This window comes from Pantoea sp. ICBG 1758, from assembly GCF_002928325.1.
Classification (GTDB): Bacteria; Pseudomonadota; Gammaproteobacteria; order Enterobacterales; family Enterobacteriaceae; genus Pantoea; species Pantoea eucrina.
Window position 1 is genome coordinate 1,397,253 of sequence record NZ_POWL01000001.1, and the last position, 22,773, is coordinate 1,420,025.

The following is a 22,773-nucleotide window of genomic DNA, read 5'->3' on the forward strand; positions in this document are numbered from 1 at the left end:
GCATGAAAACCCCTGAAGAGTACTATAGCCTGGCACGCAGCCTGTTTTTCACCGCCCACCCCACCTTTCAGGCCGCGCTGGATGAGCTGAGCGAAAGCGACGCCCGCGCGGCGAATATGTCACTGCGTGAACTGCGCGACTGGCATGCCGAACGGATTTACGCGGCCTTTATCCGGCAGAAAAAACTGGATGGTATTCTGTTCTCTATTCAGCTCGCCGAGCCGGATAAAGCGGTTGCCGCAGAGGCGATTGAAGCCTATCTGAAGACGCACGCTGAGGCGCTGGGTATGACGTGGGAAGAGTTTTGTATAAAGAATGAGCTATAGCGCTGCACGGCAGCGCGCAAAGTTGTACAACATACAGAAAATAGTTGTACAAAGGATTTTTTTTGTATAAGTTACGCAGCATGACAACCGTCAAGGATTGTCCCTTAACGAATGGTGCGTGTGCGCCACCTCTGGAAGTGGTGCTGGTTTTCCACTTCCAGAGGTTCATTTTTTCCCCTGCTTTTTCCGGCACCTCTTCCTGATTCACCGGTGCGTACACTTTTTTCCCTTCTGTACCGCCTGCGCCCCTTGCTACTGTTTTTATTTACAGTAATATGATGCCCTGACCTTATTTGATGGATGGTTCTGATGTTTGTAGAGCTGATTTATGACAAGCGCAACGTCGCTGGCCTGCCCGGCGCGCGCGAGATGATTCAGGCTGAGCTCGAAAAGCGGGTACAGCGCGTGTTTCCGGAGGCTGAAGTGCGGGTAAAACCGATGGAGCGCAACGGAATCGATACCGATTTAAGCAAAAACGATAAAGCGACCGTTGCGCGCATTGTCGAAGAGATGTTTGATGAGGCGGATATGTGGCTGGTGGCCGACTAGGCCACCCTGCCGTGTGCGGTTAGCTCTCCTGCTCAATATGGTTAACCGCAATCTCTAAATCCTGAATAGTCTGGTCAATATTCTCCAGCAGTTTACTCTGCTCATTGATCAGCTGCTCAAATCGCCCTGCATACTCTTTATCTTTGTACTCGCCGGCATCAAACGCCAGCCAGTGTGCAGAGAGCGTTTCAGTGTTGGTCTGCGCGTAGTGACGCATCTCTTTAAGCTGTGAGGTAACATCGCGCAGGTACTCAGGTTTGGTTTTAATCGCTTCTGAATCGCTCATGCTATTTTCCTTTTTGCTTGTTTTGCCCGTTAAAATAACGTCTGAGTGATTAAAGATAGTCGATAATAGCGAAGCCGCATTAAGAATAGTCGGAAGTGGGTTTCAGGCCGGGGCTGACATCCCTGTCAATACAGATGGCTGCGCATCAGAGGTATTTGCGCGCCAGCGTCATCAGTTCCGCTTTGGCTGCCTCCCCCAGCTGGCTCACGCCGTGTTCAACAAACGTAAACGCCTGGACAAAATCTTTCACCCCGGCATCCAGCGCCGCCGCGGCCGGTGACGCACCCGCTGTCTGAGCAGGTGCTGCCACCTCTGCCGGTGCAGCATCAGCGCTGGCGGATGCCGTTGTCAGGGGATCGTCTGCCACAGGCTGTGGTGTTGCATCAGCCGGTACGCTCTCCTCTGGTGTCGCGGCCGCCTCTGCGCTCGTCGCCACATCTTCCGTTACCGCCGGGCTGGCCGGTGCCGTCTCGTTAGCAAAGTTCTCCAGCGGAGAAACATCGTGTGGATCCGCTGCTGCTGCCGGGTTAACGCTCTGTTGTTCGCTCATGGTACTCTCCTTCTTTCGGGTTAACGATCGCCGCTGCCGTAGCCATACCGCGATCTGACGGGTAATACTCATCACTGCCTCCCTGCTGCTAGCTGCTGCGTTTAGCCGGTCTGGCCTTTTCACGCACCACTATTCCGTCAATTTTTAGCTGCAGGTCTGCCAGCTGTTCTGTCAGTTCGGCCACCCGCGCTTCGCGGCGGTCAGAGATTTGCCGGTACTCTTCCCGGATATTTTCGACGCGCTGGTTGGCTTCATTGCTGACGTAGATAAACATCGCGGTCATGGCAATGCATATCAGCGATAACAGCAGCATCATTCCCCCCAGCAGCAGCTGACGCCGGTGATTTCTGATCGTGAATTCACTGTTTATCTGCACCATCACGGTTCTCCTCAAGCGTGGTAATCAGTTGATTGATCTGACTGCGAAATTTATCGCTGTGATCGGTCTCAGTCGTTGCCAGCAAAATGCCCAGCGCATTTTTTATCAGGCGCAGATCGGTCTCCAGCGAAGAGATGCGGCGCAAATTGCGATCGTGACGAATGCGCAACTCATCATTCTCCTGCCGCATTAGCGCATGACTCTCTTTCAGTAACATCACCTGCTCTTTGTAACTGGTGATAATCTCCCCGCCTGCACGATTGCTGGTTACGATGGTTGCAATCCCGGCCAGTAATGGTTTCCAGAACACCGCTGCTGCACCACCGCCGAGAAGCAGTGCGCCAACGCTGGTGATGAGACTACTCTCCATGCCTTACCTCTCAGTACTGGCAAGGGCTCCGCCCGGAATACACTGACCTCCCCTTGCCAGTCATACGATCAGTGTATTTTAAGTTTACTTTAATCATTTAATTTAAGTATACTTAAGTAAACCTTTCAGGAGTTGTCAAGATGAAAAATCAGGAAACGCCAGGCCAGCGCATTCGTGAACGCCGTAAAATGCTGAAACTGACCCAGCAGCAGCTGGCGGCAGACGTCGGCGTCTCGCACGTGGCTATTTCACAATGGGAAAAAAATGAGACGCTGCCGCGTGGCGAGCATCTGCTCCGGCTGGCAGAGCTGCTGCAGTGCCCGGCGGCATGGCTGTTTGATGGTGAGGGGGAACCCTTTGCGGTTGTCAGCAGCCACAGCAGCGTGCGGGCTGTGCCGCTGCTGACACTGCAGCAGGTTACCGGCTGGCTGGATGAAACCCGCCTGCAGCTGCAGCGGGAAGCCGATCGCTTTCTCTACTGTGACAGTGCGGTAAGCGACAGCGCCGTCGCCGTTCAGCTGGACGATCGTTCCATGCAGCCAGCTTTTCTGCCCGGCGATCTGCTGATATTCGAACCACAACGCTCTGCAGCGCCCGGTGAGGTGGTGCTGGCGCTGTATGCCGGGCAGGCGCTGGTCAGAACGCTGCGCGTGCGTTCCCCTTCACAGAATGAAGAGCATTTTTTATTGCGCCCGGTGAATGAAGATTATCCCGTACTCAGTACGGACAAACATGAGGTACAGATTATCGGTGTACTGGCTGAAATGCGCCGGCACTATCACGCTGGCGGCCAGTAAAACCCCGCACCGGCCCGCTATAGCGTATCGGTCAGGCGATCGATAACGATGCGGCCGGATGCATCCATCTGGGTAATACGGTAGTTCATGTTCCATGAGCGGCGGGTGTTGAATTTGTCGCTCAGCACGACGCTCCCTTTTGCCCTGCCCTGGCTGTCTGTGATCTGCCAGCGGGTAATGGCTTCCCGATCGCCCCGGGATGCCTGTTCATCCTGCTCAATAAGACGATCTTCTGCTTCCAGTTTCAGGTAATCACGTAACATTTTATTCCTCCGGCTAAAGCGGCTTAAGATACGCTTTTTGTTAATCCATTCAATCGAAAAAATTTATCGTTGATGCAGATTCATTTCGACCGATTGATAAATTGAATTGACCCCCTGTTTTGCCGCTACGCTTATCAGATAAATCGGTAAATATTATGCTGATTTAGCCTCTGTGCGCTGGACATCCCGGCCCGTTCGACGGTTAATGTAAGAGCTTAAATAACGTTCCGGCAGGACAATTGCATGCTGACCACTATTCTTTACCGCAGCCATCTCGATGAACACGTTCCCGTCAGAGTTCTTGAAGATATCGTGGCCCGCGCAAACACCAAAAATGCGCTGTCGGACATTACCGGCATTCTGTTATTCGACGGCCGGCATTTCTTTCAGCTTCTGGAAGGACCCGATCGCGCTGTCAGGCATATCTACGATCGTATTCGCCAGGATGCCCGTCATCATAATCTGGTCGAGCTGATGCATGATTTCGCGCCGGCGCGCCGCTTTGGTAATACCGGTATGGAGCTGTTCGATCTGCGTCAGCATGAGAGAAGCCGCGTGCTGCAGGCCGTACTCGATAAAGGCACCTCGCGTCACCAGCTGACTTACGACGATCGTGCGCTGCAGTTTTTACGCACCTTTGTTGAGGCGCGTGAAAAAGAGAACTATTTTGAAATTCCACCGGCGAATACGTGGGAGTTTGTCGCGGATGAGTCGACGCTGTGTGAGCTGAACGATTTTCAGCACTCGATTCAGGATTGCCGCTTTGCTTTCCAGCCTATTGTTGATCCCTTTTCACGCCGTATTGCTGCCTATGAAGCGCTGATCCGCACGCCTACCGGCGGTGCGCCGGAAGAGTATTTTGCTGCTTTCGGCGGTGATGCTATTTACCGGGCAGATATTCAGTCAAAAAGCCTGGCCTTCAATCTCGCCAGCAAACTCGGCCTGGGGCAGCATACGCTCACCATCAATCTGCTGCCGATGTCGCTGGTCACCGTGCCTGATGCCGTAGATTTTCTGCTCGCAGAGATCCACGCCAGCGGCCTTATTCCTGAACAGATCGTGGTTGAAGTCACGGAGAATGAAATTATTTCGCGCGCTGATGCGTTCACGGCAGAAGTGCGGAAGTTAAAAGCTGCCGGTATCAGTCTGGCACTGGATGATTTCGGTGCCGGCTTTGCCGGCCTCTCCCTGCTGGCAAAGTTTCAGCCTGATAAAATAAAAATCGATCGTGAAATTATCTGCGACGTCCATAAAAGCGGACCAAAACAGGCAATCGTCCACGCGATTATTAAATGCTGCGCCTCACTGGAAATTGCCGTGGTTGCCGAGGGCGTGGAAAAAGCGGAAGAGTGGATGTGGCTTGAGGCAGCCGGTATTAATCAGTTCCAGGGCTACCTGTTTGCGCGACCGGCGCTGAATGGATTCCCGTCAATTGCGTGGCCTGAAATCAGATAGCCTCAGTCTGAAATGCATCTCTGGCAACAATTCACTGCGCCTGCAGCTGCTTTGCAGGCGCATCAAGCGGCTCGCTCAGAATGACATATTTCATCATTTCAAAGGTGCGCTGCGTCATCGGCACCGCGCTGCAGGGACGAAACCAGCCAAACTGCCGCTGATAGAACCATACCTCCGGATAGCGCTCGCCATCTTTCACCCAGTAATATCCATCTTTCATAAGCCTGCTCGCCTCTGTTGCAGAACTGACATTCACTGCCGCCGTTCGCGACATCGTTAAGTGTAGCAGCTGTCACTACGGACGGGATATATTGATACTCTGCTCGTCGTCCTGCCAGCTATCTGCAAAATAGATTTAATTTTAAAGCGCAGAGGATAATCTGCTGCGGTAATAGGCTGTTATAAATTACCTTCAACTCTGCAACGTTTTATTCCTGCAGCTCTTCGTAAATTATTACGCTGTTAATTATTTATCTTCATCGCTTATTTACTGGTTCAGCGCCCTGCTCAGGCTGAGCCCGCACGATAACAAGGCGTCTGAGATAGCGTCACGCCTGACCCTCTAACTTATACAGTCATCTTCTATCTGTATAAGTTATATTTTGACATTTTATGTGGTCGGATGAGACCCTGTATTTTTATTTTAAACCCATCTGTTTTCAAAAAGCCCGAATTTGTTCTGCCCGTCATGAGCTTACTCTGCGCAGAGCATTCTCTTTTGTATAAAAATAAGACGAAAGGCAATACATTTTTGCTGAGAGAAGCAGGATGCCAGACGCTTCTATACAGCCAGTGCAAACCTGTACAACTTTGAAAAACTGTACAACTTAGCCTGACTTTGTGTAAAGTGTGAAATCGATTTCGGCCGTTAAATTCAGGTCTGCCAGATAACGTTCGCGCTGTTCTGGTGCTGCGTTGCCGTTAATCGGGCAGCCTATGCAAGTGGCCATAAAAGCCGGATGACAGGTTTCTGCTGTGCCGTGCCTGATAAATGAAATTCAGATTCATAATGAACAGGAGCCCGGTTTCGATTAATGCAGATACGTATGTTGCGCAGAGGCAGAGGATATTCGGCGCCTCAAAAGGTAAGTTGTAAAATAAGCGAAGCGGTAAACAAGATTGATTATCGACTTTACCTGATACATCATTTTGCGGAAATTTAAGAAGGCGTGCCTTCATTCATTTCTGGAGAGCACTAATGGAAACGGGTTTTTACTGGGTGGGTAGCAGAACAACTGAGCCAGAAGTATGGTTCTGGGATGCGGGGCGCGGCTTTTACCGGCCGATGGAGCCGATACCTCTCTCTCTGGCGCGCTTTAAATCCGCGGGCTTTGTTCTTCTCAGCGAGAAACTGACGCCTCCTGAAGAGCGCTGACGGCACATTTTTCTGTGCAGAACGGCGCGCAATGCTGTTAAGCGCAGCGCAGCTGGACTATATTCCTCGCAGGAGGATAAGACGATGCAGGAAGGCTATTACTGGGTGGAGTCAGCCACAACGGAACCGGAAGTGTGGTATTACGCGGGAGAGCATAAACGGCAATGGTTTGGGCCAGGCAAAAATGAGCCGCTCGATGCTGATGCATTTGCCAGTTCAGGTTATCGGGTTATCAGTAACCGGCTCTCGCTGACCTGAACGCTCTGAGCATAACCAGACGGCTGCTCAGCGCCATAAAAAAGCCAGCACCCGGTCTGGCTTTTTTATGGCCGCGCAAAAGCAGCCCTATAACGCTTCCCCCTCTGCTGTATACCTTTTGTTCTGCTGCTCTATTAATTTCACTGCGCCCCTGCTCCCTGGCGAAACCTGTGCCAGGCTTAACGGGTCGATTGACTTCAAGGAGAGTGACATGAACAAAACTACATGGGCTGCTGTAATGCTGTGTCTGAGCTTTGGCGCTTACGCTGAAAAAGGGGGATTTGAAGCGGGTGAAACGCCACCGCCGCAGCATAAAGAAGATGCAGGCTATAAAGGATCGGAAGATACCGGTCAGACGCGCGTGTCGCTGATCCGCGATTTCCGTCAGGGCGGGTATGTAACGCTTGAAGGTTACATTATCAAAAAAGTGGGCGATCACAGCTATCAGTTCCGCGACAGCTCAGGCACCGTACGTATCGATGCTCCTGCTGAAACCTTCAAAGGTAAAACCTATGACGCCACGGACAAAATCCGCGTCAGCGGTAAAGTTTATGGCAAAGGCGACAGCGCGCACCTGAAAGTCGCCCGCATTGATGAACCCTGATACCAGGCTGAAAAGTAACTGCCGATCGTCGCGATCGGCAGTGTTTTATCAGGCGCTGATTTGCCGGTAATACTGTACTGCGGTGTTTTTTCTGCTCTTGACCCGGTAACGCGCGTGGTTGATAACCGTGATCCACGAAGGATGAGCCGTATTGCGGCTGCAGCTATCGAGGATCGTCAGCAGCTCACCCCACATTTCGATTTGCACCATTTTATCAACGGCCATCTCCTCTTTCATCGCCTGAATAACTGCATCGACCTGATGTTTTACGTCGCTAAGATCTTCCCCTGTCTGGTGAGCGGCAGCAAGTTTACGGATTGCCAAAGCGTACACGTTGATACTGACCTGTTGTGAGTGCATGCGCACCTCTGTTGATTATTGGTCTGAGCATTAAAAGTAGCCTGACTTGCAGATTTCGCGCTGCGTTTAGCAAAATAAAATGGGCGCATAATCGTTGCCTGCTCCTGCCTGGTGACCAGCTCGTAAAATTTTTCTTTCAGCCCGGCTCGCTTTAAGGCTGCGCGTTTTGCTTCGCCCCCGGCTAACCTGCTGCTTATAAAGGAAATGATCGTTCTAAAAAATAGCGCAACTGTTTTGATGCATATCATCTACACGTACGACCACACAAAAGAGCGGCGAGATAGTTGTACAACTACAGAAATCTTGTATAACTTTATTGCAACGCGGCGGTCATGCATGGCTGCCACTGTCAGACAATAACACAGGCGATTTCCCCTTTTTTGTGAGGCTTAATATGAAACAGCTTGCTACCCCGGAGTCTCAGCTCAGCGACTATTTTAAAACTACCGGTGAACAGTATCTGAGTGAACGCGTCATCATCTCTGAAATCCGACTTGAGCTGACCACGCGCAAAATCCGCGTGACTAACAAAGATATCATTCTGGCACTGATCATGCGGCTTGAGGCGGAACAGGATATTGTGAAGCAGGATATCTACCGCAACGCGCTGGAGATTGTGATCCAGCGTACGCCCGAAGATATGGGCAACTGAAAGCCAGCGCAGGATAGATGAACAGGGACGTTATTTCGCGACCGGCAGATCGCCATAGCGCGTCGTGTAAAACGGAGACAGCATTTCCCGCTTCATCGCCCAGGGTTTCGCGATCCCCTGCCCTGCAAACCACAGCTGCCCCCTGCCTTCCTGGTTTACCTTATCCATCACCTGCATCAGGGCTGCGCTATTTGCACGCGGCTGAAACTCATCAAACAGGTTGAGCTGCGCCACGCCCTGACTGAAAAAATCGCCCAGCATCACGCCCGCTTTCATATATCTCCGGCCATCCAGCCAGATACGATCCAGGGCGTCTGTCGCGACACGGATAATATCCCGGCTGTCGCTGGTCGGGATCGCCAGCCTGCCGAGCGCCTGATTGCCGTAAAATATCTCATCGCTGGCGTGCGGACTGGTACGGATAAACACCGCTATCTGCCGGCAGTACTGGCGCTCTGTTCTCAGCTTCTCTGCGGCCCGCACCGCAAAGTTGCAGACAGCCTCGCGCATATCGCGATAATCAGTGATGCGTGAGCCGAAAGAGCGCGAGCACACTATTTGCTGTTTGCCAGGCGCTAACGCTTCCAGCTCCAGACAAGATTCACCGCGCAGCTCCCTGACCGTGCGCTCCAGAACCACGCTGAAGTGCCTGCGGATAACCCAGGGACTCTGGTCAGCCAGATCTTTAGCCGTCATCACGCCCATGGCGTTCAGCTTTTTACTGAGCCGGCCGCCTACGCCCCACACCTCCTCTACCGGCACCAGCGCCATAAGCTTGCGCTGTCGCTCTGCATCTGAAAGATCCACCACCCCGCCGGTTTTGGTCCACTTTTTGGCCGCATAGTTAGCCAGTTTTGCCAGCGTTTTAGTCTGGGCAATACCCACCCCGGTCAGCAGATGCATTTCCCGGTATATCCGCTGCTGGATCTCTCTGCCATACGCTTCCAGCGACTTATAACGTCCAAAACCGGTCAGGTCCATGAACGCTTCATCGATTGAGTAGATTTCAACAGCGGTTGCCATCTCCTCAAGCGTGGTCATGACCCGGTCACTCATATCGGCATAGAGCGCATAGTTCGAGCTGAACACCCGCACATTGTGCCGCGTCAGTTCATCTTTCATTTTAAAATAGGGCGCGCCCATTTTGATGCCCAGCTTTCTGGCCTCAGCCGACCGGGCGATCACGCAACCATCGTTGTTACTCAGCACCACAACCGGCTCGCCTTTCAAATCTGGCCGGAATATCTTTTCACACGACGCATAGAACGCGTTAACGTCCACCAGCGCAAACATTTACGGGCCTATCGTCTTGATGGCGTGTCTGACCACACCAAAAATCTCAAACTGATCGGCGTCCTCAATCACAATGATCGCGTGCGCCGCATTCATGGGCCTGAGATGCAGGAACGGGCGCAGCATAAGCTGCTTAACCGTAAATTCACCACAGACCGAAGCGACTACCACATCACCGTGTCCGGCTTTGATTGAGCTGTCTACTACCAGCATATCGCCGTCGTTGATGCCCCCTTCAATCATTGAGTCACCGCTGACCTTAATGAAATATGTCGCGCTGGGATGCTGCACCAGCAGCCGGTTCAGGTCGATTCGCTGCTCAACGTAATCCTGAGCCGGTGAAGGAAAACCGCACGGAACGCGGCTGACGTAAAGCGGTAATTCAAGGATGGCGCGGATGTCCGCCGGGTGTAAAAGCTCCATATCCATGGTCTCAAAATGATTACTGTATATAAATACAGTAATAGCAGATCCCGTAAACGATCAAGCAAATACGCCTGATGTTTTTGTAAAGCCTGAGCGGATAAGACAAATTGAGTGAATTACAGGCGTTAATCGATGAATGTTCACGCAGCTGGCTATCTGGCGCGCGAGCAGAATCATAAAATAAGCGTAGTGCTGAAAAAATTATTAACGTATTCACAATTTGCATAATCGAATATTTTTTCCAAGCTTAACAGGTAACCCTGATGACTAAGGAGAAGATATGCCGGATCAATACAAACAGTGCATCGAAGCCTGCTACCTGTGTGCAGCCGCCTGTGATAACTGTGCCGCTTCATGCCTTGAAGAGGAACACCTGGAGATGATGCGCGAGTGCATCCGCATGGATATGGAGTGCGCGAATATCTGTCGTCTCGCGGCACAATTTATGACGCTGAAGAGTGAGTTTGCGCCCGCGCTCTGCCAGCTTTGTGCAGAGATTTGCCAGAAATGTGGCGATGAGTGTGGTCAGCACCAGCACGATCACTGCCAGGCATGCGCGAAAGCCTGCCATCACTGCGCAGAACTGTGCCGCCAGATGGCCGCATAATCGCGAAGCCTGAAAACCCGCTTACCGGCGGGTTTTGGGCGCGCAGGCGGTGTTCTTATCTCTGTACTCTGACGCAGGCAAAATATCACATAAAGCTGCACAATCATCGGGAAAATCGCCGTCGCAGTGTTTATGGTTATAAAATGTTAGCTCCTCGGGAATTTTCAGGTTTCCGGATATGATGAGCTTGCTTCTTTTAAGCTGTTTCTGTAGTTTTCCGCCTCTCTGATGGGAAAGCCAAAGTGGTTATCTTTTTCTATCGCACAATCAGAAAATCAATGTCCGTCAACTCCAAATATTTACCCTTTATCAAGTACTATTGGCTTAGCACTGAAATGTTCAGATATTGCTCTTTTAGCTATTTGCTGCTCCATTTTTTCTGCTTGTTAACTACGGGCTCGGCGAACGTAATAATAGCAAAAGAAGGTAGGAATTATAGCCGTAACATTGTGAGCGCGATTTTCATAAAGTCTTAATGAAAAGGATAATCACATAATTCACATTCCCATCAAAACCTCCAGACAAAATCGCTACAAATCTGGATGAAGTTGTTGAAAGGATGAAAAATTCATTGATAGTAAATTTTGCACGTCGTTGTCAATTCACACTGATAGTACGGGCAGTTAACAGACATTTTCTCGACAGGCCCTTCTGTAGGTAGCTTTTTTGAGTAAGTTACCGAGTAAAAAGCATACACATCCCCCATGCTTTAATCACATTTGTGTAAGTTGTAGTTGTCTCTCCGCAGAAGCTTTTTTAAGATACCTTTCTTATAGCTCACAGTCTGTTCTATTATGTTGCAAACCAGATAAACTTCATACGGAATTACTGAATGATAGCCAATAACAAATCCAAGATTGAAGCCATAGAAGGCATTCGAGGTATAGCCTGCCTTATGGTTTTTCTGTCTCACCTTTCATCTACTTTTGCTCCCTCGATGCATACCGGTAGCATTGGCGGGGTAAAAACAAGCATCGATCTTTTATTGCATAACTCTCCTTTTGCTTTCATATATTCTGGAGCAGCAGCTGTTGGTATTTTCTTCGTTCTCAGCGGGTTTATACTTTCCTATGCTATATCCAAAAAAGGAAATATCATCGAGAATTCTTCTGCAATGTTTTTGAAAAGATATTTTCGCCTTATGCCAGTTGCACTATTTTCTTCTGTCATTGCATTTTTAATATTTAAATACACATCGGTTGATACATCCGATCTTGCTCAATGGGCTAAAAGCTATGATATAAAAAACCCGTCTATTATAGATTCAATTTATTATGGTTCAGTTACACCATTTTTTTCCGGCTTTGCACCTTATAACTGGTCCTTATGGACTATGAAAATAGAATTTTTTGGCTCAGCCATAATATGTTTTCTTTGCTGCTTTATAACTCAAGTAAGATACAGGAAAATTATTATATTAATTTGCATGATCATTCCTTTCCTTATGAATATAAAGAAAGGAGATGATATATATTACGCTTCTTTTATGTCCGGCATGCTAATCTATAACATAAAATCCGATATTAACAGGCATATATCTTTTTCTATGTTTTTAATAGGAATCTATCTTTGCGGTTTTCATACAACCTCTTCTTTTTATCAATGGCTTAATGATTTAACTAACTTAAAGGTAGACGGAAGGACAATCGATAATTACGGGTTATATAACAACCTGGGTGGCTTCCTTGTTGTCTTATCTATCATTAAAAATAATTTTCTTAATAAGATTATGTCTTTGAAGCCATTAGTATATATGGGTACACTTTCTTTTTCTGTGTATGCCCTGCATCAACCTATCATGCACTTTACCTGCCCAAGCATTTATACAATAATGAGAAACATTGATCTAACTTACAGCCAGGCCGCAGCATTAGCATCATTGTTAACACTAATAATTTGCTACCTGGTATCGATTCCAACACATAAATATGTCGACGCTTTTAGCGTGAAATTCTCAAAGAAAGTGCAATGCATTCTAATAGAAAAAATAACAATCAGGCAGTAAACTATAAAAAATATAATGCCGGATTAAATTTTATTTAAGCATATACTGAAAAAATATACATTGAATCAATGCCTTTACAAATGCATCAGTGAAGGACTATAAAATTTGATTTAATCAGGTCGTTGAAGGTGTTTGTTATTTACGGTACAGCTTCGCCGCCTACTTTTATCAAAACAGCCTAGGATTGCCCCGTCATCGGGGCTTTTTTAATGACTATGTGGTTTGTTTTTCTTTCATTTTAACCAATTTATTGCGCTTGATCCTATCAGATAGTTTATGCCCCATTTTTATTGTTGGCTTCTCAATGTAGTTATACGTTGCATATGAAATGCATAACGTTGCTATCACTAATGAGAATAAAATAACAAAGCCATCACCGCCGCCAAAGAGACCAAGCGGACCAATATATGAAAATGCCACTTTTTTTACTACAACGTGATTGATATAGATTGAGTAAGACATCTCACCAATATAAACGAGGAATCGCGGATAAAAAACTTTTAACTCTTTCGAAATAATAAGTATAGATAGCACTATGACAGCTGAACACCACCCCCAATATAAAGGTCCGACGAGGCCAGTAACTCTGGACAGCATGAATATTAAAGAAATTGTGAAGGCTAATATTGATAGAAATGTGAAATGGATGCTGCCATTGAATTTTTCAACATAGAAAAGATAGATATATGCTACAAGCATGCCTAGCATAAAATCTATAATTAAAGGGTTGGATACGAAAAGGAAATTATAATGCAATCCATGAAAGCTGTTTCCCCCGGATAGCGCTTCAAAGGTGAAAACACCATTCATATGCTTCTGCAAAGAAAGCATAATTGTGAGAATAAACACAGAACATATCACAGCTCTATATTTATGGCTTATAAGTATTGCTAGTGAAAAAACCACATAGAAATATGATTCATAGGTCAGGGTCCATGCGGAATATATGGTACTTAATCCAAACCATGGAGCTTTGCCGTTGTAGTCTATAGGTATAAGAAGATAGCTTTTTATTATATTGACAACAGTAAAAGACTCTTCACGGTAAGAAAGAAGGTAAATTGTCAGAACTACAAAATACAAAGGGTAGAGACGAAAGAATCTCTTTATGGCGAACTCTGCAAAAGTGTTATTTTCTTTATTACGTGATGCGTAAACGATTATGAAACCGCTAATCACGAAAAAGATATCAACGCCAGCTTCGCCGAAAAGAAAAAGCCTGTCCCCAAGATCCTTTAACGGGTATACATTGTTAATGTAATGCCTGAAATGGAAAAGAACCACAAGCATTGCGGCTATACCCCTGAGCACCTGTATGCTGTCCAATCTACCTTTTGCCAATTTATCCTCACACATAAGCCATTTTTATATTCCTGAATCACTGATTATGCAACCTGCGGCCCACAAGCGCAATTGATTCATTGATATAATAAATGGTTAAAATGGCACTTCTGGTCACTGAACATCAGTAGTATCTTGTTATTAATCCGGTTGAGGGGCACTCTGTACTTTTTCAATCCTGCCAGTTCTTTCACCTCTGAATCGATAGCTACATCCAAATCTACCACATCCTCTGTAAAGGAAGAATCCTTTAAATTTTTTTGCACCCGTGGGCCATGAACCGGCTAATTTGCATACATTAACCATATTACCATCAAAAAACATATTGGAATTTGGAGATTAGAAAAAGCCATCATTTTAAAATCCTATAGCTAAATATCGGATTGCTTCTGCAACGGCAACTGTATTATTCGGGTAAACGCACAACCTGCTAAAAATCCAGAACTATTAAGCGAACTCAACCCCTAACAGTTGACGCCTGTATATGGAGCAGATCCTGACGGGGTGATTTATTCAGTTAGCGTAACTAAAAAACAGCCATTTTGGAATTGAATAGGGAAAAAGACTATTGCGCTGGCAACCCTGACGGCAAAGCCTGTTGCATATACCACTAATGCGCATCTTTACTTTGAGAACGAACTGAAGATAGGCGATATTTGGGCTGGACCGTTTAATGAAGCTGTTGAGGTGCCGCTGTATCGCAAACCAGAGATATAGCCATGCTCATCGGCCTCGTCATTGTAATAGTCTCTGTCTTTCCCGCTCCAGTGTCTGAGTGCATCTATCCAACCATTGAAGCCTGCGAGCAGATAAAGGCCCGGCTGCATGGGTGCCAGCCACTGCTGCAATTAGAATGTATTGAGGTGCTCCGGTAAGCGTGCGGGCCTTCGCCACCGCAAAGCATATAAGTCCAGGCATACCTTCGCATGCTGGGCTTTGTCTGCAGTCGCAAACCCAAACTACGTCGCCGCGCAAATGGGCCATTCAGATGCGCAGATAGTCTACCGGGTTTATGGCACCTGGATGTCAGAGAACAATTCGGATCAGCTATCCCTCATCAACACGAAAATGAACGATCTTGTGCTACATACGTGCTCCGCTAAAGCTGCAATGTAGTATTTGTATTTATATTCAGCCACTTAAACCGCTAAATCTGCATGTTCATAATGCAATGGTAGAAAAGTCAGAGCGTGGGAAGTGCAGGCCGAGATTCCGCACAAACAGAGCATTGCGGCAATTTTTTGTCCCATAGGTGTCCCATGGGAAATGTCATTTCTCTTCGTAAACGAGCCTTACCTCACACGTCACCTTCCCCAGCACGATGACATCATTCAGCGGCTCACCCTCTATCACTTCACTCTCTTCTGTCACCAAGCTGTTGCGGTACATCTTTCCCAGTCCTGAATAGCCGTTCCACTGATACGCAATCCTGTTGCCGGGTTTTACCTTTGCAGCTGAGTCAACCAGCAGGAAGCCGTCCGGGATATCGACACGGAACGTTGTGGCCAGATTGGGGATGAATACTGAGTTAAGGCTGAGTCGCGGCTGTATGTAATCCTGTGCCGGTGAAGGGAATCCTATCAGAGGCCACCGTTAGGGTTGAACCGGAACCACGTCATGTTCTCTCCCTCCTGCGTAGAGGCGTCGCGAAAGGTGGTCGTGTGGATCCGTATCCAGTCATTGGCTGCCTTGAGCGTGAAGTGCTAGTTAACGCGCTTCAGCTCCTCTACAAAATCGGCATTGGTAACGGTGCTGCGGCCTGAAGGCTCGCGCTTGATGGAACTAATGAATGCTTCTTTGATCTGGTACTCGCGTGGCATGGTCAAATCCTCCTCTGACAATAACTGTATATAGATACAGTAGTATCAATCGGTGGATCTGATCAAGATGCGCCAGGCGTATCTTTTGCAAACCTGTTGGCTGGTATGGGTATTTATTTGCTGCGGAAAGCGTGAATGGTTACTGTTTAAGCTCCCACACCGTAGCCTGCTCAGATCGGCGCGGTACAGGATTTTGCCCCATCGCCGGGTCTTTTTTATGCGATTGTTCTTAAAAGGTTGCAGTCTGTTTCACGATGTATAAGATCGGGAAATTCTTAACTTAAGTTAAACGCTATGCTCAAACTATTTTCTCGATACGTCAGTGTTGGCATGCTGAACACTGCTATCCACTGGGCTGTTTTTTACCTAATTCTGTGCACATCTGATGCAACTCAGTCACTGGCAAACTTCGGCGCATTTTGCGTTGCAGTGACGTTTTCATTCTTTGCAAACGCACGCTGGACATTTAACTCTGAGACAACCACTCTTCGCTACATGATTTATGTGGCCTTTATGGGTTCTCTGGCTTCAGCTGTTGGCTGGGCGGCTGATAAATCCGGATTAGCACCGCTGGTTACTCTTGTAGCATTCTCCGCAATAAGCCTTTTCTGTGGCTTTATCTATTCACGGTACATCGTTTTCAGGCAAGCAAAATGAAGATATCCCTCGTGGTACCCGTCTTCAATGAAGAGGACGCGATACCAATTTTCTATCAGGAAGTACGCCGGGAGCTTACCGCGTACGAGGTTGAAATTGTATTCGTCAACGACGGTAGCAAGGATGCCACTGAAGAGATAATCAATGCTCTGTCAGTGTCAGACCCATTGGTTAAAGCGCTGTCCTTCACACGCAACTTTGGCAAAGAGCCAGCGCTTTTCGCAGGGCTTGAGCACGCGATCGGTGATGCAGTGGTCCCAATCGATGTTGACCTGCAGGACCCAATCGATGTAATTCCACAGATGATTGAGCGCTGGCAAGCCGGTGCTGATGTTGTCCTGGCGAAGCGTGCAGATCGGAGTACTGATGGCCACCTAAAACGCAAAACAGCTGAATGGTTCTATCGTCTGCATAACAAAATCAGCTCACCAACGATTGAAGAGAATGTTGGCGACTTCCGTCTCATGTCCCAAGAAACAGTAGAGCACATCAAGCTTCTCCCGGAACGCAATCTGTTCATGAAGGGTGTTCTGTCCTGGGTAGGCGGCCGTGTAGATGTGGTTGAGTACACACGTGCGGAACGTGTGGCCGGCACATCAAAGTTTAATGGCTGGAAGCTGTGGAATCTGGCTCTGGAGGGCATTACCAGCTTCTCTACCTTTCCACTGCGCATGTGGACTTATATCGGCTTGTTCGTCGCTGCAGCCTCGTTCCTTTACGGTGCGTGGATGATCTTCGACACGCTCGTATTTGGCAATCCAGTCAGGGGATACCCATCTATCCTGGTGTCTATCCTGTTCCTCGGTGGCGTGCAGCTCATTGGGATAGGAGTGCTGGGTGAATATATCGGAAGGATTTACGTGGAAACTAAGCAAAGGCCGCGTTTCATAATTAAGGGTCGCAAGGATATTAAATGAAGAAAATATTGAATGTCAGGGTGGACGTTTGGTTCCTGTCCGTTCTTTGTCTTGTTTTGATAGCAACGACTAAAAATGTGTATATGCTCAATACAGGAGATTTTCACCGAGCAATATTCCCATTCATGCCACCAATACCATCATTTAAACACGATATGTCTTTGAAATACCCTTTATACGAAGAATTTTGGGGTATCGGTAAGTATGCTTACAGAAGCACGTATTCTTATATACTGTATTTCGTAGCAGAAGCTTTTAAGTTGGTGACAGATCAAATGGATACGCGAATCCTGTCAGCAATTTTAAAATCAGCGTATGTTGTGATACTATTCACTCTATATAAGAAGATTTCTGCTAATAAAGTGGTAATTATAGATTACTTGGCTTTTGCATTACTTGCTGCTTTCATGTGCTCGTCATCAAACATAGCATTTTTCCCATCTTTCTATCAGGAGCAGGTGCTACTTATTTGCATGCCAGTAATGGTCATATGTTTAATGCAAAGAGAGAACTCCCTATCTACTATTTTTGCTTTTGCCATATCTGCGTTTATTATCGGAGGCAGTAAAAGCCAATTTTTCTACTTACCTATTTGCTCGCTGGTTTTCATCTTTTATTTCAAAAACTATAAGAAGACCTTGGCGGCATCTCTTCTTATGGCCCAAATATTTACTATTGCGTTTGTTCTGCACTCCTCTGGAGCTACAAATTACAACAAGTATCATTCAGCATACTATGGAATTTATGCCTTTGAAAAGATGAATGGCATCGATCTACCTGATAGCGTTGATGATAAATGCATAGGAATCGACGCTTGGGGTGGACAGCTTGACAAAGAGCGCGGGTCTCACCGATCGGCATTTGGCGAGTCTTGCTATAATAATAATAGAGATACATCGTTTATGGACTCCATAAAGGAGTACATCAGGCATCCATCTATCATCTTTAAATTGCCTTTTGACAGTATAGTTCGTGACAATCTGGTTACTGACTACATTCATGTCGCAAAAACAATAAAAGTCATCATTGACGATAAAAGCTCTTGGTCATCGAAAATGACTCATATAAAAGATGACGTTTTTAGCATCTATAGAATGGCAATAATGGTTGCGTTAATGTTAGCTTTTGTAGCTGTACGTGCAATTAGAAGCATGTCTATTCCTATTGCCTTTATAGGTATTTTTGGCATCTCTCAATTTTATATATCTTTCCTTGGTGAGGGTTACCGAGATCTTTCAAAACATCTATTTGGTGTATCCTTCTCATTTGATTTAATGCTATTTGTGGCAATATCATTTTGCTTAGCTAAAGCATTAAAAAAGCCCCGCTAGGGGCTTAAAACTTCTACTTGGTAACCTTTAATCTGAGCCTGTACTGGACACTAAACTGGTTAGCGGCTGACACTGGAGTCTGAAGGATAACCATGGTGTCAGTACTGCTAACAATTCCCATTGGCGCAGATGATATGGCCTGGCTCTGAGATGAAATAAGAACCCATGCTTCAACGTGGACAATTTTCCATCCTGCAGGCGCGTCTATAACTGTTCTTCCATCTCTGCCATTTATTGCCTGAGTAGTGTATGACGTGGCATAAGAAATGCCTCGGCCCTCGTATTCGTACCCACTCGGAGAAAGAATATCAGCGATATAGCGCCCGCCATTAGCATCAATGCTAGCCCAGTTTGAAGGCGAAATTCTTGATCCATTCGAACCAAAGTAAACAGAGCAGTTATCAAATGTTATCCTTGACGTCGCATCAGGGCTACAAAAATAAACACTGTCATAGGCTGTTGTGTTTGAGAAGTCACAGTTAAGGCCGCAGACAGATAATGAACCCGCATTACGTACAAATTAATGACTGTTTCCGCCAGTTGGAGTCGGATATGGGTCCGAAACCCCCATCAGGCTTGCAATCGAGTAATAGGCTGATTGTCGCCCCGTTGTGCTTAGGATGTTATATCCCTGATTCCAGTGATCAGTTATTTTCACGTTACCGGCATTAACGTAAGCATGAACGCCCTGCCACGCCTCTATTCCGAGGAAGAACTCACAGGCTACACAACCTATAGCAGTTACAGCGACTGCTGTTTCGTTTGTTGAGTCATAGCGCCCCCTCAACAAAGCCGGTAAGCTTCGAGTACTGGCAGTTACGCACAACGATACCGAAAGGGCATGCATCGATGCGGACTCTGAAATCAAAACTGCTATTAGAATTTGGTGGAGGTGATTTATTTTCAGGCGTCGCAGTTACAGGGTCAGCATAGAAACCTTTGTGACAGGAATCCAAAACAAGCTCGCCTGTTGAGCCCCAGCATGAGTAGCCAAAAACACCATACTCGGCTTCTTTTATCGCAACTTTCAAGCATGCTCCAATTCCATAGTTCAGGTGTAACCCTATACGCTGAGAATTCTTTGAAGCCGCACGGCTTGGCAGGCCGTAAGTGAGGCAGAATCCTTTAAAGACCACGCCACGAACGAACTTATCGGCACTACCCGCTGCGCTGGAATTCTTAACGCGCACAATGCAATATTGACCAAATTCCGGTACTGTTGAATCTATATTTCTCATCATACGCGGGCACTGGCCAGCATCATTGCTTATCGGATAGCCACTGTCCCATTTACTATTAATGCTTAGCTCCAGGTAATTTGAGCCAAAATGAAATAGCCGACCGAGGTGCTTTAACCATCCCCTTACCGCGAGCATAGTTTTCTGCGGCCTGGCATGCCGCCCAGTCAATTGTCTGAGTTAGTGAAGTAGCATGAGGGTAAACAACCTGTGCAGCTGCAAGGCTATTGTATCGCTCTGATAGAGGATGTGGCGTGCCATCCCCGATAGCGCCGAACTGTTCAGGGGTGACGTAATTAATCACCTGCGACAGATTGCCGGACGGAGATGCGCCGATAAACTGCAGGCCGCCTGGCGCAGCAAGGGTGCGTGAGAACTGATCTGGCTCATACTTCAGCACGTCAGGAAAATAGTGCTCAAGGCTGCCGTAAGCATCATATACAGCCATGCTGTGACCCTGAACAGTAACGATTTTCGCAACTTGTCCGTTATATACAGGGAAGCCGGCGGCATTAATGACAATAGGCTATGCAATCCGCCGCTCTCGTCATCAATATACACCTGCACCTGATTTGAAGGGATTGACGGGTCAGTATCAACCTTGCCAACGTAGATGCGCCCGTTTGCCAGCGCTTTAAAGGATCGCGATGCTGTGAATAGCTGTGAGGGCATCGAGACAACAATATTTGCAGTAACATCTGCCATTGGTTTACTCCGGGCATAAAAAAGCCCCGGCATTTGCCGAGGCTGAATTTGTTTTCTACTCAGGACTCATCTGTCCATCATAGGCATTTAATAAGGCTCAATTGATAGTTGGCACAAACTGGAGACATTTATGAAAGACAATCTCATCTCAGTAATCAAAGCAGTAATCTTTTGTGCGATGATGCTTCTGCTTGGCCATTTCACGAGCGATGGAACCGATGGTGATATAAGGGGAATAGTGTTTCTATGCGCAGCGATAATATGCATCATTGCCTGGAGCGAAATTCTCAAACTGGTTAAGAGTTATAAGAAGTCCTGATATCGCCGCCGATGCCAGTTAGTCCGACCTTTCCCCACTTAAGGCTGCCACTATTCCGGCAGCCATCAGGCGGTTGAAGTCCTCTATACCTACAGCGTCTCTGATTGCAGCAACCGCTTTCCTGCCTGCAAGAAAACGGCGTTCTGCAGCATCTCTTGCTGCCTGACCATAGCCAGACCTTGCCGCCTTGATCGCCTCATTACTCGCCTTTTCAATCGCATACGGCCGCTTCTTGTGGATGATATCTTCGCCACCGCCCCCTTGAGGCCAGCACCGGCCACCGCTCTTGTCATTGCGCCGACAATCCCCCCCGGCGCCGCCTACAACCGCGCCCGCAGTTGAGTTTGCCGCCGCGTTCAGAACGGTCTGCGTTACACCGGATATTCCTGAGTCGAGGTCTTTCAGGACGTTTGCTGTTCTGCCGGTGCGCTCCACATACTGCTGCGGCCTGACAGCGGCGTGAGCCAGAGTGCCGTAAGTTTTTGCTATGCGCCCAAGCTCTGGCGAGTACCGTTCAATTGCATTGACGTTCTGCGGCGTCAGTATGCTGGCAATGTGATTAATCCCGGCCACATCTCACTTTCCGACCCTTACGCCGTGCGATATCGCATCCTGCAGCATTGAGGATATAGTCAGAACCCTTTCCCCGCGAGGCAATATACTTCTGCTCAGCATCAGCAAACTTCGCCCGCCACGCTTTCATCCCATCGAACGTCACGCCGTCCTGATTGTTGGCCTGCAGGAACTGCTTCATCTCTGGGCTGGTGGCACGCCGGCAGAACGCTCTCCCTGAATCGCAGCGTTGCCGTTAGGCATCTTTGCCTTAACGTTTGGCATGGTGGATGTGGCATCGTCCCATGCCGACCTTTCAGCGGTGCGCATTTCGTCCAGATGGCTGACGACCCGGTTCTTGATTGCCGCACTTTTCTCGGATGCATTGCCGGCTGCGGCGCCAAGTTCATCCAGGCTGTTATTGAATCTGGATGCGATCTCATTAAACGCTACCTGGTGAACATCCTGCACTACTCCGGGTGTTAACGGTGCGCTTAAGCGCACAGGCCTTCGCCACCGTAAAGCATATCAGTCCAGGCACACCTTCGCATGCTGGGCATTGTCTGCAGGCGCAAACCCAAATGACGTTACCGCGCAAATGGGCCATTCAGATGCGCAGATGGTCTGCCGGGTTTAGGGTACCTGGATGTCAGAGGACAATACGGATCAGCTATCCCTCGTCAACACGTAAATAAACGATCTTGTGCTGCATACGTGCTCCGCTAAGGCTGCAGTGTAGTATTTATACTTATATTCAGCCGCTTACATCGCTAAACCTGCATATTCATAATATCGCTGTACGCACTCACCAGCTTGTTACGCACCTGGATGCCCATCTGCATAGAGATAGAAGACTTCTGCAGATCGACCATAACGTCGTTGAGCTGCACGCCAGGTTTACCGAGTTCAAAATCCTGCGCCTGCGCGCGGGCGGTGGTCTGGGTTTCGCTGATCTTATCGAGTGCCGCTTTCATGGTGGCACCAAAATCGAGCTGGCTGGAGGAGTGAGTATCCTTGCCGGCCGCCTGCAGTGAGGTCATCTGCAGCTGCTGCAGTACGCCATCTATAGCCTGAATTGACATCTTTATACCTCGCAGAGAAAAGGAAGATTTTTTTTCGACTGCAAAGTTAGCACAGTGTCAATAGGACAAAGGCGCTAAATAGCCCCTAAAACCCCGGCTTATTCAGCCATCGAAGTGACGCAATTCATCAATAATGCCTGCCATAAGATTGGAATTTCATTTTTACCCTAAAGTTTTTGCGCCGCGGTCCGAAGGGGAACGCCCGTGCGGGGAACTCACTCCGTCAGCTACCGCCGGCACTCTGCAGGCCAGCAGC

General features: G+C 47.9%; 25 protein-coding genes and 4 pseudogenes. 15 read left to right on the forward strand and 14 right to left on the reverse strand.

Translation table 11 applies throughout. The features are described 5' to 3' along the window. Positions 1-2: 2 nt before the first annotated feature. Positions 3-326, forward strand: a complete 324-nt coding sequence (locus C1Y41_RS06865) for a DUF6388 family protein (protein WP_039385062.1) — start codon at positions 3-5, stop codon at positions 324-326. 309 nt (positions 327-635) lie between these two features. Beyond that, entirely contained in the window at positions 636-875 is a 240-nt protein-coding gene (locus C1Y41_RS06870) for a DinI-like family protein (RefSeq protein ID WP_039385064.1), read from the forward strand. A 19-nt stretch (positions 876-894) separates the two neighbouring features. On the opposite strand, the gene C1Y41_RS06875 is transcribed toward C1Y41_RS06870, so the two are convergent. The 4 genes from C1Y41_RS06875 to C1Y41_RS06890 form a co-directional block, all read right to left on the reverse strand. Then, positions 895-1,161, reverse strand: a complete 267-nt coding sequence (locus C1Y41_RS06875; RefSeq protein WP_039385065.1) for a hypothetical protein — start codon at positions 1,159-1,161, stop codon at positions 895-897. Between the two features lie 145 nt (positions 1,162-1,306). Further along, on the reverse strand, positions 1,307-1,711 hold the full coding sequence (locus tag C1Y41_RS06880) for a hypothetical protein (RefSeq protein ID WP_104085128.1): 405 nt from the start codon (positions 1,709-1,711) through the stop codon (positions 1,307-1,309). Positions 1,712-1,799: 88 nt separating this feature from the next. Next, entirely contained in the window at positions 1,800-2,090 is a 291-nt protein-coding gene (locus C1Y41_RS06885) for a hypothetical protein (protein ID WP_052246503.1), read from the reverse strand. Continuing rightward, positions 2,071-2,460 (reverse strand): hypothetical protein, encoded by a 390-nt coding sequence (locus tag C1Y41_RS06890; protein WP_039385067.1) that lies wholly within the window; start codon positions 2,458-2,460, stop codon positions 2,071-2,073. The genes C1Y41_RS06885 and C1Y41_RS06890 overlap by 20 nt, the downstream gene beginning before the upstream one ends. A gap of 140 nt (positions 2,461-2,600) precedes the next feature. Between C1Y41_RS06890 and C1Y41_RS06895 the strand changes: the two genes are divergently transcribed. After that, positions 2,601-3,257, forward strand: coding sequence for a helix-turn-helix domain-containing protein (locus tag C1Y41_RS06895; protein WP_104085129.1), 657 nt, complete (start codon positions 2,601-2,603; stop codon positions 3,255-3,257). Positions 3,258-3,274: 17 nt separating this feature from the next. Here C1Y41_RS06895 and C1Y41_RS06900 read toward each other — a convergent pair whose 3' ends face one another. After that, positions 3,275-3,520, reverse strand: a complete 246-nt coding sequence (locus C1Y41_RS06900; RefSeq protein WP_104085130.1) for a hypothetical protein — start codon at positions 3,518-3,520, stop codon at positions 3,275-3,277. Between the two features lie 243 nt (positions 3,521-3,763). Here C1Y41_RS06900 and C1Y41_RS06905 point away from each other — a divergent pair, with 243 nt between their 5' ends. Then, positions 3,764-4,975, forward strand: coding sequence for a diguanylate phosphodiesterase (locus tag C1Y41_RS06905; RefSeq protein WP_071667952.1), 1,212 nt, complete (start codon positions 3,764-3,766; stop codon positions 4,973-4,975). 31 nt (positions 4,976-5,006) lie between these two features. Here the strand turns inward: C1Y41_RS06905 and C1Y41_RS06910 are convergent, their stop codons facing one another. Next, positions 5,007-5,195: a hypothetical protein gene (locus tag C1Y41_RS06910; RefSeq protein ID WP_039385080.1), complete on the reverse strand. Its 189-nt coding sequence runs from the start codon at positions 5,193-5,195 to the stop codon at positions 5,007-5,009. Between the two features lie 978 nt (positions 5,196-6,173). Here C1Y41_RS06910 and C1Y41_RS20025 point away from each other — a divergent pair. From C1Y41_RS20025 to C1Y41_RS06915, 3 genes are all read left to right on the forward strand, one after another. After that, on the forward strand, positions 6,174-6,350 hold the full coding sequence (locus C1Y41_RS20025; RefSeq protein ID WP_158086436.1) for a hypothetical protein: 177 nt from the start codon (positions 6,174-6,176) through the stop codon (positions 6,348-6,350). An 84-nt stretch (positions 6,351-6,434) separates the two neighbouring features. Further along, entirely contained in the window at positions 6,435-6,608 is a 174-nt protein-coding gene (locus tag C1Y41_RS20030; protein WP_158086435.1) for a hypothetical protein, read from the forward strand. A gap of 211 nt (positions 6,609-6,819) precedes the next feature. Continuing rightward, the gene (locus tag C1Y41_RS06915; protein ID WP_094111339.1) at positions 6,820-7,212 is read left to right on the forward strand and encodes a YgiW/YdeI family stress tolerance OB fold protein; all 393 of its coding nucleotides are present in this window, start codon (positions 6,820-6,822) and stop codon (positions 7,210-7,212) included. A gap of 48 nt (positions 7,213-7,260) precedes the next feature. Here the strand turns inward: C1Y41_RS06915 and C1Y41_RS06920 are convergent, their stop codons facing one another. Further along, complete coding sequence (locus tag C1Y41_RS06920) at positions 7,261-7,572, reverse strand: hypothetical protein (protein ID WP_039385086.1); 312 nt, start codon at positions 7,570-7,572, stop codon at positions 7,261-7,263. A 394-nt stretch (positions 7,573-7,966) separates the two neighbouring features. On the opposite strand from C1Y41_RS06920, the gene C1Y41_RS06925 reads away from it, so the two are divergent. After that, positions 7,967-8,224 (forward strand): biofilm development regulator YmgB/AriR family protein, encoded by a 258-nt coding sequence (locus tag C1Y41_RS06925; RefSeq protein WP_065649031.1) that lies wholly within the window; start codon positions 7,967-7,969, stop codon positions 8,222-8,224. Positions 8,225-8,254: 30 nt separating this feature from the next. Here C1Y41_RS06925 and umuC read toward each other — a convergent pair whose 3' ends face one another. Next, on the reverse strand, positions 8,255-9,517 hold the full coding sequence (gene umuC, locus C1Y41_RS06930) for a translesion error-prone DNA polymerase V subunit UmuC (RefSeq protein ID WP_104085131.1): 1,263 nt from the start codon (positions 9,515-9,517) through the stop codon (positions 8,255-8,257). Continuing rightward, positions 9,518-9,940: a translesion error-prone DNA polymerase V autoproteolytic subunit gene (umuD, locus tag C1Y41_RS06935; RefSeq protein WP_071668089.1), complete on the reverse strand. Its 423-nt coding sequence runs from the start codon at positions 9,938-9,940 to the stop codon at positions 9,518-9,520. It abuts the gene before it with no gap. A gap of 283 nt (positions 9,941-10,223) precedes the next feature. Here umuD and C1Y41_RS06940 point away from each other — a divergent pair, with 283 nt between their 5' ends. Next, positions 10,224-10,550 (forward strand): four-helix bundle copper-binding protein, encoded by a 327-nt coding sequence (locus tag C1Y41_RS06940; protein ID WP_104085132.1) that lies wholly within the window; start codon positions 10,224-10,226, stop codon positions 10,548-10,550. A gap of 832 nt (positions 10,551-11,382) precedes the next feature. Beyond that, positions 11,383-12,555, forward strand: coding sequence for an acyltransferase (locus C1Y41_RS06945; RefSeq protein ID WP_104085133.1), 1,173 nt, complete (start codon positions 11,383-11,385; stop codon positions 12,553-12,555). Positions 12,556-12,768: 213 nt separating this feature from the next. Here C1Y41_RS06945 and C1Y41_RS06950 read toward each other — a convergent pair whose 3' ends face one another. Next, positions 12,769-13,911 (reverse strand): acyltransferase, encoded by a 1,143-nt coding sequence (locus C1Y41_RS06950; protein WP_104085134.1) that lies wholly within the window; start codon positions 13,909-13,911, stop codon positions 12,769-12,771. 858 nt (positions 13,912-14,769) lie between these two features. On the opposite strand from C1Y41_RS06950, the pseudogene C1Y41_RS20180 reads away from it, so the two are divergent. From C1Y41_RS20180 to C1Y41_RS06980, 4 genes and pseudogenes are all read left to right on the forward strand, one after another. Further along, positions 14,770-15,012, forward strand: a pseudogene (locus tag C1Y41_RS20180) (integrase); the annotation flags it as partial. A gap of 998 nt (positions 15,013-16,010) precedes the next feature. Next, on the forward strand, positions 16,011-16,373 hold the full coding sequence (locus tag C1Y41_RS06970; RefSeq protein ID WP_104085136.1) for a GtrA family protein: 363 nt from the start codon (positions 16,011-16,013) through the stop codon (positions 16,371-16,373). After that, positions 16,370-17,290: a glycosyltransferase family 2 protein gene (locus C1Y41_RS06975; RefSeq protein WP_104085137.1), complete on the forward strand. Its 921-nt coding sequence runs from the start codon at positions 16,370-16,372 to the stop codon at positions 17,288-17,290. The genes C1Y41_RS06970 and C1Y41_RS06975 overlap by 4 nt, the downstream gene beginning before the upstream one ends. Beyond that, positions 17,287-18,621, forward strand: a complete 1,335-nt coding sequence (locus tag C1Y41_RS06980) for a hypothetical protein (protein ID WP_104085138.1) — start codon at positions 17,287-17,289, stop codon at positions 18,619-18,621. Before C1Y41_RS06975 ends, C1Y41_RS06980 begins: the two co-directional genes overlap by 4 nt. Positions 18,622-19,391: 770 nt before the next feature. On the opposite strand, the gene C1Y41_RS19885 is transcribed toward C1Y41_RS06980, so the two are convergent. The 3 genes and pseudogenes from C1Y41_RS19885 to C1Y41_RS06995 all read right to left on the reverse strand — a co-directional run. Further along, positions 19,392-19,862, reverse strand: a complete 471-nt coding sequence (locus tag C1Y41_RS19885; RefSeq protein WP_146065231.1) for a hypothetical protein — start codon at positions 19,860-19,862, stop codon at positions 19,392-19,394. A 271-nt stretch (positions 19,863-20,133) separates the two neighbouring features. Then, positions 20,134-20,564, reverse strand: a pseudogene (locus tag C1Y41_RS20185) (phage tailspike protein); the annotation flags it as partial. Positions 20,565-20,901: 337 nt separating this feature from the next. Beyond that, a pseudogene (locus tag C1Y41_RS06995) lies at positions 20,902-21,918 on the reverse strand (hypothetical protein); the annotation flags it as partial. 7 nt (positions 21,919-21,925) lie between these two features. Here C1Y41_RS06995 and C1Y41_RS07000 point away from each other — a divergent pair. Beyond that, positions 21,926-22,069, forward strand: a pseudogene (locus C1Y41_RS07000) (integrase); the annotation flags it as partial. Positions 22,070-22,205: 136 nt separating this feature from the next. Here C1Y41_RS07000 and fliE read toward each other — a convergent pair. Then, positions 22,206-22,517 (reverse strand): flagellar hook-basal body complex protein FliE, encoded by a 312-nt coding sequence (gene fliE, locus C1Y41_RS07005; RefSeq protein ID WP_039385118.1) that lies wholly within the window; start codon positions 22,515-22,517, stop codon positions 22,206-22,208. Between the last annotated feature and the right edge of the window lie 256 nt (positions 22,518-22,773).